Genomic DNA, 15078 nt, shown 5'->3' with positions numbered 1-15078 from the left:
TGCGACGTAAGCGACCTCGGGCTTTACGTCAACCTTTCGCATCACGCGTGCAATGAAAATGAAAACGCTCGATGCAGCGCGAGGCCCCTTCGCGCTAGCACTTTCATACGCGATCGTCAAAGACGCGAATCCATTGCCACCGACCATCAGAACGTGCGATGCTTCGCTGTGCTTCATATCCAATGAAAACGAAAGGCGCGTGCGGGACCAGTCCGGGTCGTCGCCCTTTAAGGAGTGAACATGATCGTACTGTCGCGGTATCGTCAGGCGCGTGATGCGTCGCAGCACCTGGCGCATGATGCGCGCCGCCTGCTGGGTGCGTGGATTCTGTTGAGCGCGGCAAGCGTCGCTCATGCCGATGCGCAAAACGGCTATGTCGTCCCGCCGCCGCCCAGTGAGTTATATGGCGAGCTTTTCGTCGCCGTGCAGACGCAGCAGATTTATCCGGACCAGAAGACTTTCGTCGATGCCACGCCGAAAATAGCCCCTGCGCAAATCAACGCGCTCTATCTGCAACAACGCGCGGTGCCGGGCTTCAGCCTCTCGGCGTTCGTCGCGCAGTATTTCACGCCGCCGACCGATCAGGTCATCACACCGCCGCCGAATCAGACACTGCGCGATCACATTAACTGGCTATGGCCCGCGCTGACTCGCAATACGTCGACGGTGCCGCCCTACAGCACGCTCATCCCGATGCCCAAGCCTTACGTCGTGCCGGGCGGGCGCTTTCGCGAAGGCTATTACTGGGACACCTATTTCACGATGCTTGGTCTTCAGGAAGCCGGCCGTGAAGATCTCGTCGACAACATGCTCGACAACTTCGCCTATCTGATCGATACCATCGGCCATATTCCGAACGGCAATCGCTCTTACTATGTGAGCCGCTCGCAGCCGCCGTTCTTCTCGTACATGGTGGAACTTGCCGCGCACAAGGAAGGCGGACGCGTGTATCAGCGTTATTTGCCGCAAATGCGCCGCGAGTATCACTACTGGATGAAAGGCGCGCATTCGCTCGAGCCGGGCGGCGCGGTGCGCAACGTGGTCATGCTGCCCGACCGTACCGTGCTCAACCGCTACTGGGACGAGCGCGACACGCCGCGCGACGAATCGTATCTTCAGGACGTGACGACTGCCAGCGCCGTCCATGACCGCCCCGCGAACGAGGTGTATCGCGATTTGCGCGCGGCGGCGGAAAGCGGCTGGGATTTCAGTTCCCGCTGGTTCGGCGACAACCAGACGCTTGCGACGATCCGCACGACGTCGATCGTGCCCATCGACCTCAACAGCCTGATGTTCCATCTGGAAACGACGATCGCGCGGGGCTGCGGCGAAGTGCGCGACTTCGGATGCGTCGCTGAATTCATCGGCAAGGCGGCGAAACGCGCCATTGGCATCAACAAGTATCTCTGGAACAGCAACGGCTATTACGGCGACTACGACTGGAAGCTCGGGCAGCCGCGCAACAATCCATCGGCGGCAATGCTTTATCCGTTGTTTGCAGGGGCGGCGTGGCCGGATCGCGCGCATGTCACCGCACATACCGTGGAGACCTTGCTGCTCAAACCCGGCGGACTCACGACGACGACGTATAACACCACGCAACAGTGGGACGCGCCGAATGGCTGGGCGCCGCTGCACTGGATCGCCGTGCAGGGATTGCGCCGTTATGGCCGTGGGGATCTCGCGCAGCAGATCGGCACGCGCTTCCTGAGCGACGTGAATAACGTCTATGCCACGCAGCAAAAGCTCGTGGAGAAGTACATCGTGGAAGGAACGGGGACGGGCGGCGGCGGGGGCGGAGAATACCAGCTGCAGGATGGCTTCGGATGGACGAACGGCGTGACGTTGCGTCTACTGGATCTCTACGCGCCCGGACAATAGCCGCGCGCCGCGAGGCGGCATGCGTTGCGCCGCCTCGCGCGTGATGCTTACTCCAGCCCTTCGACGACGCGGAAGTCGCGCTCGCAGGCGTCGCCGAGCACGCGCAACGCTTCCTGATACTTCTCGCCGTTGAACGTGGCGAGTGCCTGTTCGAGCGAATCGAATTCGATCAACACCGTGCGCTCCGCGATGCCTGCGCCGTGCACCGTCGATGCGACGCCGCGAGCCAGCGGACGTCCGCCCGCTTCCTTGATCGCTACCGTCGCGAGCTTCGAATATTCCGCGACCTGCTCGGGCTTGTGAATCTTGCGGTATGCACTGACCCAATATGCTTTAGCCATCTGAATCTCCTGTTTTTCGTTGAGCGCCTTGGCGCGATGCGTCGATGCGAGGGCGAGCATAGCAAAAAATCGGGTTTGATTTCATGCACGCGATTCTGCGCAATCCAGTGAAGAGTGCTTTCCTTGGCTAGGGGTTAACCCGGGAAAACGATGAGCCTAGACTTCGTTCATTGCTTCGACGCGCAGCGCACGGGGCAAGCACCCAATCACTGGAGTCTAGAAAATGAAGTCTTCAATTCGCGCAGTAGTTATCGCAACCGCTCTCGTTGTTCCCGCTTTGTCGTTCGCGCAGGGCAGCCAGCTCACGCGCGCTCAGGTCCGTGCCGAACTCGCGGAACTGCAAAGCGTCGGTTATCGCGCCGGCGACGGCGATCAGGCGCATTACCCGCAAGCCATTCAACAAGCCGAAGCGAAGCTCGCGGCTCGTCAGGGCGCGACCGCTTATGGCGGTGCGTCGAATGGCACGGCGCAGTCGGGAAGCGGCGTCTCGCAAGCCGACTGGAACGCGATGTACACGCGCTAAGCGCACCAGCCGGCAGATGGTTTAGTCTGCGGCGTATTTGCGATCGAGCTCGTCGAACAGAGGTTTGTCGACGAGTCTCTGGCGCTCTGCAAAGGGCGCGACGATAGCAGGATCTTCGTCGAGCCTGCCATGCTCCTTGAGCGCACCCAACGCCGTCTGCATGCCGCGCACCGCGCTCTGCAAAGCCGCGTTCGCATACAGCACGAGGCTGAAGCCCAGCCGCTGCAATTCATCGCGGCCCGTCACGGGCGTTTTCCCGCCGATCACGATGTTGATCAATTGCGGCGCCGCGACGAGCTTATTCAACGACGCAATCTGCTCTTGCGTTTCAATCGCTTCGATGAAGAGAATGTCCGCGCCCGCTTCGACAAACTTGTTCGCGCGTTCGATCGCGGCATCGAAGCCCTCGACCGCGCAGGCATCCGTGCGCGCGATAATCTGAAAGTTCTCGTCCTCGCGTGCATCCACGGCAGCGCGAATCTTGCCGACCATCTCGTTCGTCGAGATGACGGCCTTGCCCGCGAAGTGGCCGCATTTCTTCGGCATCACCTGATCTTCGAGTTGAACCGCGTCGGCGCCCGCGCGCTCGAGCGTTCGTATCGTGTGGCGCACGTTCAGTGCGTTGCCGAAGCCGGTATCCGCATCGACGACGAGCGGCAGATCGACGGCGTCGCGGATGCGTGTCGTGTGTTCCGCCACTTCCGCAAGCCCGATGAAGCCGAGGTCCGGCATGCCGAGCGACATGTTGGTGACGCCCGCGCCGGTGATGTAAAGCGCCTCGAATCCCAGATCGGCGGCGACGCGCGCGCTCATTGCGTTGAATGCGCCCGGCAGGAGCAGGCCACGGCGTGCATTCACCAGTTCACGGAACGCGGCGCGGCGGCGGGAAGAAGATGTGGTCATGGCTGAATATCCGGAAATAGAAGATCGGGCGTCGAGGCACGCCATGCCGATGTGCAGTGCATGCCATAGCCCGCCATGTTAAAGCGTACGGAGCTTCGGCGCTAACGCCAAAGCCCGTTCTATTTCCGTTGCGCTTGCCGGATGCGCTAACCGCCCGAGACCTGAAGCGGCCGATCCGCTTTCGCGCGCAAGCCGTACGCCGTGAGCATCCGATACAGCGTCACGCGCGAGATGCCCAGTTCATCGGCTGCTTCGCCGAGCCGTCCCCGGTGACGCAGCAGCGCCACTTCGATCGCCTGCCGCTCCGCCGCTTCGCGTGCCTGAGCAAGCGTCGTCGGCGCGGCTTCGACGTAATCGCCGAGTTCGAGGTCGCTCGCGAGAATCTGCCGGCCTTCGCACATGACGATGGCGCGTCGCACGCGATTGATCAGCTCACGAACGTTGCCCGGCCAGTTGTAGTTGTGAAGCGCCGCGATGGCGCAAGGCGAGAAGCCGCGCAGCCGCCGGCTCGCATCCTTGCGGAAGCGTTCGAGCATATGCTCGGCGAGCAGCTCGATATCCTTGCCTCGCACGCGCAACGGCGGTTCGTCGATCTGCAGCACGCACAAACGGTGGTACAGGTCAGCGCGAAAACGTCCTGCGAGCATCGCGCTTTGCATGTCGACGTGCGTCGCCGAAATGATGCGGACATCCACGGGCGTCGAGCCTTGGCCGCCTAGCCGTTCAATCTTGCGCTCCTGTAGAAAACGCAGCAGGCTCGCCTGGCTTTCGAGCGGCAAATCGCCGATTTCGTCGAGAAAAAGCGTGCCGCCGTCCGCCGCTTCGACGCGGCCGATCTTGCGCTGATTCGCGCCGGTAAATGCGCCGCGTTCGTAGCCGAATAGTTCGGACTGCAACAGATGTGGAGGGATCGCGCCGCAATTGATCGCGACGAACGGCTGCGCACGGCGCGCCGAGCGTTCGTGGATGGCATGCGCCGTCAGTTCCTTGCCGGTGCCCGATTCGCCTGAGATGAAGACGGGCGCGTCGGTCATGGCGACTTTGCGAATCGAGCGATACAACGCCTTCATCGGTTCGCAGTCGCCGATCATGCCGCCTTCGGCTGAATCGGACCTGAGCGGATCATTGCTGGCTGCATCGTGCAAGGAGACCATGCCGTAAGCGTGACCCACGGCATCGACGATGCGGTCCGACGACGAAGGCACCGTGACGTAATCGAAGCAGTAGTCGCGTATCAGCCGGCATAGTTCGGGATCGTCGGCCTGAGAGGCAGCGACCGTCGCGACCCAGCCGATTCGATAGCCCGCGAGCAAAGCGGTAAGGGCGGCGATATCTTTCGCGCATTCGCCGCTCGTCAAGTCCACGATGCCGGCCGCAGCGCCCTTTCCGTGCCTCGACAATTTGCCCTGTTTCGCGGGATTGACGTATTCGATCTTCCAGCCGCGTGCGTGCAGTCGTTCGGACAAGTCCTCCGAAACGGTACGTCCGGCGTAGTAGAGCGTTCTGGGTTCCCCGTACATGGCTTCTTCTCTCAGATATTTGTGTGTTTGTAAGCACAGTATCCATTGGAATCGCCGAGGCAAAAAGCGGCGCAAACGATACGCATCTTTTAAATGTTTACATTGGTCTAAGCATTGCGATTGAAAACGCTTGAGCACATTTTGCGAAACGGCCGTACTTATCTGCAGTGAAGATGCACGCATTTAACGACAAAGCGCCGCCAGATAAGGGCGAGCGGGCGGAATGTTTTACTCGGCCGACAAAGCGGTAGATTTGTCGCATTTGTTCTGTCGAGGGTAAACCCTCTAATTCATTCGCCGTTGCGCATTGTTGCGCCGGCGCGCGCATTCGCGGCGGCATTGGCTGAATTTGCGGCGTTCGCGGCATTTGCATTATTCGCCGTGTTGCCCGTGTAAGCCGGGGTGGGCGCATTCGTGTTCGGCGAATTCGAGTACGCGCCCGGCGACGACTTCGGCGGTTTCGGCTGCAGCGTCTGATTGATGACGCCGATCTGCCCGAGCTTTTGCGCGGCGCGGTTATCGGCGTGTGCGGCTTCGACGATGAAGACTGCGGCTACACCTAGCGCGAGTGACGCAACGGCGATGCGATTGCTTCTCATGATGCCCTCCACGATCGGCGCTCGATGCGCCCAGCAGGCCAATTCATCGTGCGCAAGCAACTTGCCTGGGGGCAGGAGGGTTTGTGCCTAGGCGGCGCATCGCTTTTATCGCTTGACGAAGGCCCGAGCATGCTGCGGCGTTTTCACGCACGCCACTGTGCAGAAACGAGACGAAAGCGCGGTCTTCAGTCGGTAAGATGTACTACGTAGACCTAAAGCAACCATGCACTGGAGACTTGCATGTTTCCCGAATACCGTGACCTCATTTCTCGCCTGAAGACCGAAGACGGGCACTTCTCGAAGCTCTTCGAGCGCCACAATCAACTGGACCATGAAATTCAAAACATGGAGTCCGGCGCAACGCCCGCAGATTCGTTCACGATCGAATCGCTCAAAAAGGAGAAGCTGCTTCTGAAGGACAAGATGTACGTCGTGCTGCGAAAAGCCGCGCAAGCCGCCTGAAGCAGGGATAGGGAGAGATCGAACGTGAGAAGCACACGCGCATCCGAGGGACGTGCGAGCAAAGCCTCGCAGGACATTGCGAAAGAAGACTTCGACGGCGGCGTCGGCGTCGTCGAGACGCCCGCGCAATTCGAGAGTCGTGAGACGCAAGAGGCAATCGATGCCGCGAACGAACTCATTTCCAGCAGCATGGAAGACGTGCTGGCGAACGCGGCATCGAACAGCAGCGAGACGCGCATCGACACGATGAAGGCGTTGATGGGCGGCCTTTCGCCGGACGAAATCGCCACCTTGCGCGCGCATCTGCTCGACGGCATGTCGCCGCTCGGTGTGCGCGGCTCCCGCCGTCATAATAGGGATGACGAACTATCGGCCGGCTGGCGTCACGGCGGCTATCCGTACAAGCATCTCATGTCGCGGCAAGCGTACGAGAAGCAGAAGTATCGGCTGCAAGTGGAGTTGCTCAAGCTCCAGGCGTGGGTGAAGGAAACGGGCCAGCGCGTCGTCATTCTGTTCGAAGGCCGCGATGCGGCGGGCAAGGGCGGCGCGATCAAGCGATTCATGGAGCATCTGAATCCTCGCGGCGCGCGTGTCGTCGCGCTGGAAAAGCCATCCGAGCGAGAACGCGGCCAATGGTATTTTCAGCGTTACGTGGAGCATCTGCCGACCGCGGGCGAGATCGTCATGTTCGACCGCTCCTGGTACAACCGCGCGGGCGTCGAGCGTGTGATGGGCTTCTGCACGAACCAGGAGTACGACGCGTTCATGCAGCAGGTGCCGGCATTCGAGCGTCATCTCACGCAAAGCGGCGTGCACATCGTCAAGTTCTGGTTTTCCGTCAGCCGCGCGGAACAGCGTCGCCGCTTCAAGGAGCGTGAAGTTCATCCGCTCAAGCAATGGAAACTGAGTCCGGTGGACCTTGCTTCGCTGGACAAGTGGGACGGCTACACCGCGGCAAAAGAAGCGATGTTCGCTCATACCGATACGGCCGACACGCCGTGGACCGTCGTGCGGTCGGACTGCAAGAAGCGCGCGCGGCTGAACGCCATGCGGTATGTGCTGCATCGCTTGCCCTATGCAAATCGCGATATCCGGACGATCGGCCCCGTCGATCCGCTCATCGTGGGACGCGCTTTCTGATCAGGCGTCGTCGGCCATGATCGCGTGAGCGAGCAGGTTCGCTTGCGGCGTGAGGGCATTGAAGGAACGCGCGCACACATGCAGCCGGCGCGCGGCCCACGGCTCGGACAGCGGCGCAATGGCAAGCTCGGGACGGCCGAGCAGTTGCGCCGATGCACGCGAGAGTATCGCGATGCCAATGCCCGCTTCGACCAGCATGCCGACGTTATCGATGCTTCGCATGTGGATGCGGTAATTGAGCTGCCTGCCAAGCCGCGACGCCTTCTCGGCGAGATGCATTTCGAGCGCCGCATCCGCGAGTCCGACGAACGCTTCGCCGACGATATCGGCGAACGCCACCGCACTTTCCTTAGCTACGCGATGCGTGCGGCTCGCCACCACGACGAGCTGATCCTGCGTCACCAGCCGCGTCTCGATTCCGCCGAGGTCCGTAATGTCCGCGACGATGCCGAGGTCCGCGCGGCCTTCCATCACCGCCTGCACGATGTCCGCGCTGGGCCGCTCATCGAGGTCGATGGACAGATCGGGATGAGCCGCGAGAAACCGCGTCAGGCGCGGCGGTAAATACGCGGCCAATGCCGCGGTGTTCGACATGAGCTTGATGCGGCCTCTGAGACCCGTTGCATAGGTGCGCAACTCTCCGCGCATCTGCTCGACCTGACCAAGAATCATGCGTGCGTGGCGCACGAAGCTCTCGCCCGCTGCGGTGGCCTGCACGCCGCGTCGATTGCGCTCGAGAAGCGGGGCGCCCAGCGCGGCCTCCATGCCTGCAATCCGCTCACTCGCGGACGCCAGCGCGAGATGCATCGCTTGCGCGCCCGCCGTGATGCTGCCGCGTTCGATCACGGTCAGGAACAGGCGCATGTCGGTGAGATCGAAACGCACGCCGTGCCTTCGGTCGCGCCGAAGCCTCGCATAGGAAATGCCAGATTGTAAGCGCGCGCCGTGCTCGCTACGATTTGCCGCATGGAACCTTTTATCGTAGTGATCGTCGCGGGATTCATTGCGGGCGCGATGAACGCGCTGGCCGGCGGCGGATCGTTCGTCAGCCTGCCCGCGCTGATCGCGGCAGGCGTGCCGCCGGTTCAGGCGAACGCATCGTCGACGGTGGCGCTGTTTCCCGGCGGCGTGGTCAGCGCGTGGGCGTATCGCGACGGCCTCGGTCCCGTCGGCTCCGTGCCCATGCGCGCGATGCTCGTCACGACGGTCATCGGCGGAATGATCGGGGCGGCGCTGTTGCTGTCGACATCGTCATCGACATTCTCGTTCTTGCTGCCCTGGCTGCTGCTATGCGCGAGTCTCGCGCTTGCCTTCGGCCGCCGTCTCGGCGAACTGTTGCGCAAGCGCTGGCGTATCGGAGCGCCCGCCGTGCTCGCGATTCAGCTTTTGCTCGGCGTCTATGGCGGTTACTTCGGAGGCGCGGTCGGCATCATGATGATGGCCGTGTGGGGCCTGCTCGATACCCGCGATCTCAAGAGCCTCAACGCGCCGCGCACGCTGCTCGTCAGCGCGGCGAATTCGGTTGCCGTCGTCACGTTCGCCGTCGCCCATGCGGTGCGCTGGCCCGAGACTATCGCGATGCTCGTTGCGGCGATCGCCGGCGGATACGGCGGCGCGCAACTGGGTCGACGCGCATCGCCCGCGTTGATCAGAACAGGGACGCTGCTCGTGAGCGCGGGCATCACGGTCGCGTTCTTCGTGCGGACTTATGGACCGATGCTCTCGCATCGCTGAACCGGTCGCTGTCGCCTCATCATTCTTGTCGAACGATCATGATCGCTGCTCTGCTCGAGACCATCGGTGCGCTTTCCGTGCTTGCAAGCGTGGCCGCAAAGATCGCGTGGATGCGCGACGCCCCCGATGAAGCCATCGACGAGCAGGCGGCGCCAGGCAAGCGGCCGCATCGCGGCATCGACCGTGAGTCGCGACGCCGCCGGCGCAGGCATCGCTCGTCAGCGCGCGTTTCGAATGAGCGGCGGTAAGCCGAGCGGCTTTGTCGCCGATTCATAGGCGCGAATGAAACGGGGATCGTCGGCGAACTCGCGCGCCATCCACTTCGACAACTCGTCGCTGCATGACGGGTTGGCGATGGATTCGAAGCATGGCGAGTTCGCGGGCATCATACTGGCCGCCCAGTAGAAGCCGAAGAGGGTTTGCTTTTCGGCGGGTTCCATTCGCAGCGCGTCGGGCGCGGCGCCCGAGAACCATCGTTCGAGCTTGGCCGTCAACGTCGACTCTGTTTCGTGCTTCTCATACGAGAACACGTAGCCGCCGCCCGCCTGAGCCGTGTGGAAGTCATTCATCACGACCGCAGTCACGAAGCGGGCCGCGTGTGCGTTGACGGCAAACGATTGCCCATGTGCGTTCAACATCACGCACCAGAGCAGGGCGAGCAATGCGCTTGTTGTTGGCCGCGCCCAGGCGCGGAATTCTTGTCGACTGCTTCGCGGCTTCACACGGATACGAAGAAAAGGTTGATTCCAGCATAGTTACGGCACACAGGCCGATGCGCGATTCTACTGATTTATAGCGATGTTCGATGGCGCGCACAAAAAAACAAACGGCCCCGAAGGGCCGTCGCGCACCGATGCGAAACCGCGCGTATTACAGCGGCTGGATCGTCGAAGCCTGCTTGCCCTTCGGGCCTTGCTTGACTTCGAAGCTCACCTTCTGGTTTTCTTGAAGCGACTTGAAACCCTTGGACTGGATCTCGGAGAAATGTGCAAACAGGTCTTCACCGCCGTCGTCCGGCGTGATGAAACCGAAACCCTTTGCATCATTGAACCACTTGACCGTACCTGTTGCCATTTTTCCAAACCCTATGAGACGAATAAACGTTGATGATGCGCTCGCCGTTTCGAGCGACACTGATTTTTACCATGCCTTGGTATTTTGGTCCAATAAGCGTTTTTGCTTAGCTTATTGACGCACGGGCGTCATAAAACCAAAAATTACCTGTCGCATGGCAATCAGTCGGTTTAATTTTCCACATTGCGCCCGAGCGCGTCTGTTCGGTCACGGACAAAACAATTCACTGCGGCGGTCGAACTCACGGAGCTCGTTGTTAAGTTCAGAATGGATGAAGGCCCGAATCAGCACGCGCGGCCTCCTCTATGACTTCGTTACCGTCCATATGGAAGCCGCCGAGCAACACGTCATGCATCTCGTTGCGCGCTACGCGGCGACTCTGGGTATCGCGCCGCCTACAGTGCGACTGGCCGCGAGTCATAGCGGGCCTTGCTATGAGCCGCTGTTCAATCGGATCGAGGTGGACACCTCTACGCTTGCGTTGCCCGAGCCGCTGCTGTGTCTCGTGCTTGCGCATGAAGTGGGGCATGCCACGCAACGAAGCGTGCTTCTCTTCGATCTCGCCAGGACCGTGTTTGGCGTCACCGCGCTTATCGCGGGGCCGTGCATCATGTTTGCGGCATGGCCCGGACAGGACCTATGGCGCATATCCATTCCCGGTGCGCTTTTCGCCATCCTGATGACGCTGCTGCTCCCAACATGGCGAACGCGTACAGTCCAACGCGCGAAGGCGCTGGAACTCGATGCCGATGCGAAGGCCGCCACCCTCTGCGGCGCGCGAATCGCATTAGAGGCAATGGAAATTATGGCGAAACGCGGCCGTGTCGATGCAATCCGTTTGAACGTCATGCGTGAACGTTGCGCACATGCCGAAGACGCTAAAGAAGCCAAAAGCACATGCCGATAAAACGCTTGATGGGCGCTTGCATGATCGGTCATGTTGACATCCTGTAACGCGCCAAATCGGACAAAGATACAGGACAAGACTTCATGAACGATGCACAAGGCGCTGTCAGCACAGTCGCCATTCATTCGGTTTCTTCGGGCTGTGCAGGGTGCAAGACGGATCCCGATTCCGAGCTCGCGCTGGCATTTGCTTTCCAGCCTATCGTCGATGTCGCGGCGGGCCTCGCTTACGCACACGAAGCGCTGGTGCGCGGACCGCAAGGCGAGCCGGCCGGTACGGTGCTCGGCAAGGTCAGCGAAGCAAACCGCTACCACTTCGACCAGCGCTGCCGCACGACGGCCATCGCGCAGGCCGCGCAGCTCGGGCTGCAAGGCTTCCTCTCGATCAACTTCATGCCGAATGCGGTGTATCGGCCGGAAGCCTGTATCCGCAGTACGTTCGAAGCCGCGGAGAAGCACGACTTCCCGATCGAGCGGATCATCTTCGAGACGGTGGAAGGCGAGGACATCATCAGCCGGCCGCATCTCGTCGATATTTTCCGCGCGTACAAGCGGTTCGGCTTCCAGACAGCCATCGACGATTTCGGCGCGGGCTATTCCGGCCTGACGCTGCTCGCGGACTTTCAGCCGGACATCATCAAGCTCGACATGGATCTCGTGCGCGGCGTCGACACGGATTCGGTGCGGCAGCGCATCGTGTGCGGCGTGCTCGCCATTTGCCGCGACCTGGGCATTCGTGTCATCGCGGAAGGCATCGAGACAAAAGGCGAACGCGATTTCTTCACCGCCAACGACGTCCGGCTCATGCAAGGCTATTTCTTCGCCAAGCCCGCTTTCGCGGCGGTGCCGATGCTGAACGCGGAATCGTTCGCGGCCTGAGCGTGGCTCGCTTTTTGCGTGAACAGCGATGCGAGAGCAACGCCCCTGCATGCTGAGGGAATCAACGCTTTTGGATGACCGATCATGCTCGTCCTGTTTGTAGAAGATGACGTCCGACTTTGCGATGCCTTCAGAGATCTCGCGATATCGCTGGGGCATGTCGCGCACGTCGCGTACGACGGCCACCAGGCGATGCTGCTCGCGGCAGCCAACAGCTACGATACGATCTTTCTCGACCTCAACCTGCCCGACGTGGATGGCCGCGATCTATGCCGGCGTTTGCGCGCGGCAGGGCCAAGCAAGCTCGCGTGCGTCGTCGCGGTCACCGGCGATGACCGGCACCAGAAGGAGGCGCAAGAGCACTTCGATGGTTTCTTCCTCAAGCCATTTACCGCCGACGGCTTCAGAGCAGTGCTCAACGCCTGCTGACCGCTGAGCGTTTTCGTCTGGATCGAAATTACAGATCCTGGTCTTCCGCGGCCTTGCGCGCGCGACGTTCTTCGTTTGCGCGGCGCGCACGCAAGCGCTGACGCGAGAGCTGCGTGATGACCTCGCCGGTGCTCGCGCCTGCAGGAATTTCATTGCGTATGACTTTGGGCACCATCGGCAAACCCATGCGCTGTCGGCGCAGCGCGCGTGCGATGGCGGTGCGGCATGTTTGTCCGTGACAGTCCCATTCGTCGCGGGTTCGCTCGCAGTAAGGACACTTTTCCATTCATGCAGTTTACTGCGAACCGGAAGTGCACGCCTGCGTGGGCAGCTGCGCGAGTGGTTGACGCGCTGCGTCTTTGCGCTCGCTGAGGATGATCGAGGCTGCGTGGCAGTACCTTCTTTGCGAGCGCCTTGAGAGAATTGCATTGAATGGCTTCGGCTGCGTGCTGCAATGACTCCGCCATATTCGACAGCGTGTTCGGCACCGGCCTGAAGCATGCGCGGACAGATGTCGTCCATTACGTCGCCATTGCAGCGCAGGAGCTTTCTGTCCGTTGATGCGCACCTCGATCAGCGTCGCCTCGCGCGTGAAGCTGCCACCGTGCGATGGACAGCATTGCAGCACTCAAGGCTTCCTAACGCCGCTTTTCATCTAATTCAAAAATCAAACGCGGAACATGCTGACCGCGTGCGCAAGCCGATCGGCATGACCACGCAGTTCGACGGTCGATTGCTCGGCCTCACCGACCAGCGCCGCGTTCTGCTGCGTGGCTTCACCGATCAGCATGACGGCGCTATTGACCTGTTCGATACCGCTTGCCTGTTCACGCGACGCCACGCCGATGTCGCCGACGAGCGCATTGACACGCGTCACACGCTCGACGATGCCGGTCATCGTGCTGCTCGCCTGCTCGGCCATCTTGTAGCCGTGCGAAACCCTCGCGGCCGATTCGGCGATTAGCGCTTCGATTTCCTTGACCGCAGCCGCGCTCCGTTGCGCGAGCGCGCGCACTTCCGATGCGACGACCGCGAAGCCCTTGCCGTGCTCGCCCGCCCGCGCCGCCTCGACTGCCGCGTTGAGCGCGAGAATGTTCGTTTGAAATGCGATGCCTTCGATCGTCGACGTGATATCGGCAATGCGTCGCGCGGATGCATCGATTTCGTTCATCGTCTGGACGACGCGGCCCACCGCTTCGCCGCCTTCGCGCGCGGCGTCCGTCGCGGACGACACGAGCCTGCCCGCCTGTTCGGTATTCGCGGCGTTGTGCTGCACCGTCGATGTGATCTCTTCCATGCTGGCCGCCGTCTCTTCGACGCTCGCCGCCTGCGTCGCGATGCGCGTGGCGATGTCGCTGCTGCCCGACGCGATGCGCGCGGTGCCCTCCGTCATGTCGGCTGAAGCGCTGCGCACTTGCGCGACGATGCCCGCGAGCCCCTGTGCGATGCCGTCGATGGAGCGCATCAGCCGACCGATATCGTCCTCGCGGGCAGTGTCGATGCGCACGGTCAGATCGCCCGCCGCGATACGCTCGGATGCGCGCGTGACGTCATCGATCGGACGGCCTATGAGCCGCTTGACCGCGTAAAGCAGCACGCCGACGAGCGCCGCGATGACCGCGAGCCCGAGCAGCAAGAAGCGATTGCGGCTTGCATGAACGCTCGCCAGCAACTCGTCGCGATAGGCGATGCCGCCGATCACCCAGTTCCACTGCGGCACCGTCATATAGACGACTTGTTTCACGCCGCCATGCACGCGCGCATTCGAGCCGTCGATGTCGGCGCCGTCGAACGCGAGCTTGCCTTCGCGGGTGTCGAGCATCTGCTTGAAGGGCGCCACGCGTTCGTCGGCCACTTGCCCTTCTCGGCCGGGATGAACGAGCAGCTTGCCGCGATTTGTGCCGCTCGAGGCATCGACGACGAAGTGATATCCGCTATCGCCGATGGTCAGCTTGCGAATATCGTCCTGCAGCCTAGTCATTTCGGCAGTCACGTCCACGCCGACGAACAGCGCGCCGACGATGCGGCCCGAAGCGTCCGCCACTGGTTTGTATTCGGTGATGTACTGCTTGCCGAACAGCGCCGCAATGCCGATATACGGCTTCCCGCTGAACACTGGCCCGTAGGCGGGGCCTTTACGGTCGAGCAGCGTGCCGATGGCGCGCGTGCCGTCCTGCTTTTTGAGCGACGTGGACACGCGCACGAAGTCGTCGCCGGTGCGGGCGAAGATCGTCGCGATGGCGCCGCTTTCGGCGAGAAACGCATCGGGAATCGAGAAGTCGCCGTTCAACGCTTTATCGCCGGCGACGATGGTCGGCGTCGCAACACCGCCGATATCGACCGTATGCGCTTCGTCGAGCGCGAAATTACCGGGCACGCGATTCGAGAACATCGTCATGAAGCGCGAGACTTCGGCGCTCACTGCAGTGTCGTAGAGACCGATCATCGTGGCGATCGACCGGTTCTGACTTTCGACGCGAGCGATCGCGTGGGCGTCGATTTGCTCGCCCGCCGATCGGGTGACGGCGAGTGTAAAAGCGGCAACGACGACAGCCGCCAGCGCGCAGGCAAGGGCGGCGAACTTGGTCCCGACACTCGTTCGGGCCAGATTGATAAGAGGCATGTAGAGAAACTAAGAGTTGAACCGAAATCACCGTATTTATCGGCAAATTTCACCGGGACTTGAG

18 protein-coding genes are annotated in these 15078 nt (G+C 61.5%); 9 read left to right on the top strand and 9 right to left on the bottom strand.

Annotation, left to right across the window (positions count from 1 at the left end):
- The first annotated feature begins 240 nt into the window (after positions 1 to 240).
- Positions 241 to 1881, top strand: coding sequence for an alpha,alpha-trehalase TreA (gene treA / locus AB6804_RS21150; protein ID WP_370888114.1), 1641 nt, complete (start codon positions 241 to 243; stop codon positions 1879 to 1881).
- A 47-nt stretch (positions 1882 to 1928) separates the two neighbouring features.
- Here treA and AB6804_RS21145 read toward each other — a convergent pair whose 3' ends face one another.
- Positions 1929 to 2222 (bottom strand): DUF1330 domain-containing protein, encoded by a 294-nt coding sequence (locus tag AB6804_RS21145; RefSeq protein ID WP_035960426.1) that lies wholly within the window; start codon positions 2220 to 2222, stop codon positions 1929 to 1931.
- A 223-nt stretch (positions 2223 to 2445) separates the two neighbouring features.
- Here AB6804_RS21145 and AB6804_RS21140 point away from each other — a divergent pair, with 223 nt between their 5' ends.
- The gene (locus AB6804_RS21140) at positions 2446 to 2745 is read left to right on the top strand and encodes a DUF4148 domain-containing protein (RefSeq protein WP_370888113.1); all 300 of its coding nucleotides are present in this window, start codon (positions 2446 to 2448) and stop codon (positions 2743 to 2745) included.
- A gap of 21 nt (positions 2746 to 2766) precedes the next feature.
- Here the strand turns inward: AB6804_RS21140 and AB6804_RS21135 are convergent, their stop codons facing one another.
- The 3 genes from AB6804_RS21135 to AB6804_RS21125 form a co-directional block, all read right to left on the bottom strand.
- On the bottom strand, positions 2767 to 3648 hold the full coding sequence (locus tag AB6804_RS21135) for an oxaloacetate decarboxylase (RefSeq protein ID WP_370888112.1): 882 nt from the start codon (positions 3646 to 3648) through the stop codon (positions 2767 to 2769).
- Positions 3649 to 3794: 146 nt separating this feature from the next.
- Positions 3795 to 5168: a sigma 54-interacting transcriptional regulator gene (locus AB6804_RS21130; RefSeq protein WP_370888111.1), complete on the bottom strand. Its 1374-nt coding sequence runs from the start codon at positions 5166 to 5168 to the stop codon at positions 3795 to 3797.
- Positions 5169 to 5458: 290 nt separating this feature from the next.
- On the bottom strand, positions 5459 to 5767 hold the full coding sequence (locus AB6804_RS21125) for a hypothetical protein (RefSeq protein ID WP_370888110.1): 309 nt from the start codon (positions 5765 to 5767) through the stop codon (positions 5459 to 5461).
- 240 nt (positions 5768 to 6007) lie between these two features.
- Between AB6804_RS21125 and AB6804_RS21120 the strand changes: the two genes are divergently transcribed.
- Positions 6008 to 6229 carry a YdcH family protein gene (locus AB6804_RS21120; protein ID WP_035960167.1) on the top strand — a complete coding sequence of 74 codons (222 nt, stop codon included), beginning with the start codon at positions 6008 to 6010 and terminating at the stop codon, positions 6227 to 6229.
- 75 nt (positions 6230 to 6304) lie between these two features.
- A complete protein-coding gene (gene ppk2, locus AB6804_RS21115; protein ID WP_370888136.1) occupies positions 6305 to 7369 on the top strand; it encodes a polyphosphate kinase 2 in 1065 nt (354 codons plus the stop codon).
- Here the strand turns inward: ppk2 and AB6804_RS21110 are convergent, their stop codons facing one another.
- Positions 7370 to 8254 carry a LysR substrate-binding domain-containing protein gene (locus AB6804_RS21110; protein WP_370888109.1) on the bottom strand — a complete coding sequence of 295 codons (885 nt, stop codon included), beginning with the start codon at positions 8252 to 8254 and terminating at the stop codon, positions 7370 to 7372.
- Positions 8255 to 8335: 81 nt separating this feature from the next.
- Between AB6804_RS21110 and AB6804_RS21105 the strand changes: the two genes are divergently transcribed.
- Positions 8336 to 9103: a sulfite exporter TauE/SafE family protein gene (locus tag AB6804_RS21105; protein ID WP_370888108.1), complete on the top strand. Its 768-nt coding sequence runs from the start codon at positions 8336 to 8338 to the stop codon at positions 9101 to 9103.
- A gap of 38 nt (positions 9104 to 9141) precedes the next feature.
- On the top strand, positions 9142 to 9351 hold the full coding sequence (locus tag AB6804_RS21100; protein WP_370888107.1) for a hypothetical protein: 210 nt from the start codon (positions 9142 to 9144) through the stop codon (positions 9349 to 9351).
- On the opposite strand, the gene AB6804_RS21095 is transcribed toward AB6804_RS21100, so the two are convergent.
- Positions 9322 to 9741 carry a hypothetical protein gene (locus AB6804_RS21095; RefSeq protein WP_370888106.1) on the bottom strand — a complete coding sequence of 140 codons (420 nt, stop codon included), beginning with the start codon at positions 9739 to 9741 and terminating at the stop codon, positions 9322 to 9324. The genes AB6804_RS21100 and AB6804_RS21095 overlap by 30 nt on opposite strands.
- Positions 9742 to 9973: 232 nt before the next feature.
- The gene (locus AB6804_RS21090; protein ID WP_008347993.1) at positions 9974 to 10177 is read right to left on the bottom strand and encodes a cold-shock protein; all 204 of its coding nucleotides are present in this window, start codon (positions 10175 to 10177) and stop codon (positions 9974 to 9976) included.
- A 325-nt stretch (positions 10178 to 10502) separates the two neighbouring features.
- Here AB6804_RS21090 and AB6804_RS21085 point away from each other — a divergent pair, with 325 nt between their 5' ends.
- The 3 genes from AB6804_RS21085 to AB6804_RS21075 all read left to right on the top strand — a co-directional run bounded on the left by AB6804_RS21085 (position 10503) and on the right by AB6804_RS21075 (position 12391).
- Positions 10503 to 11084, top strand: a complete 582-nt coding sequence (locus AB6804_RS21085; RefSeq protein ID WP_370888105.1) for a hypothetical protein — start codon at positions 10503 to 10505, stop codon at positions 11082 to 11084.
- An 83-nt stretch (positions 11085 to 11167) separates the two neighbouring features.
- Entirely contained in the window at positions 11168 to 11962 is a 795-nt protein-coding gene (locus AB6804_RS21080) for an EAL domain-containing protein (RefSeq protein WP_370888104.1), read from the top strand.
- An 84-nt stretch (positions 11963 to 12046) separates the two neighbouring features.
- Entirely contained in the window at positions 12047 to 12391 is a 345-nt protein-coding gene (locus AB6804_RS21075) for a response regulator (protein WP_244795999.1), read from the top strand.
- Between the two features lie 28 nt (positions 12392 to 12419).
- Here AB6804_RS21075 and AB6804_RS21070 read toward each other — a convergent pair whose 3' ends face one another.
- Together AB6804_RS21070 and AB6804_RS21065 are read right to left on the bottom strand one after the other, a co-directional pair.
- On the bottom strand, positions 12420 to 12677 hold the full coding sequence (locus AB6804_RS21070) for a hypothetical protein (protein ID WP_370888103.1): 258 nt from the start codon (positions 12675 to 12677) through the stop codon (positions 12420 to 12422).
- A gap of 381 nt (positions 12678 to 13058) precedes the next feature.
- On the bottom strand, positions 13059 to 15014 hold the full coding sequence (locus tag AB6804_RS21065; protein ID WP_370888102.1) for a Cache 3/Cache 2 fusion domain-containing protein: 1956 nt from the start codon (positions 15012 to 15014) through the stop codon (positions 13059 to 13061).
- Positions 15015 to 15078 lie beyond the last annotated feature (64 nt).

This window comes from Caballeronia sp. RCC_10 (assembly GCF_041360715.1).
Taxonomy (GTDB): domain Bacteria; phylum Pseudomonadota; class Gammaproteobacteria; order Burkholderiales; family Burkholderiaceae; genus Caballeronia; species Caballeronia grimmiae.
Note: the sequence above shows the minus strand (reverse complement) of the source record. Positions and strands in the feature narration are given on the sequence as shown.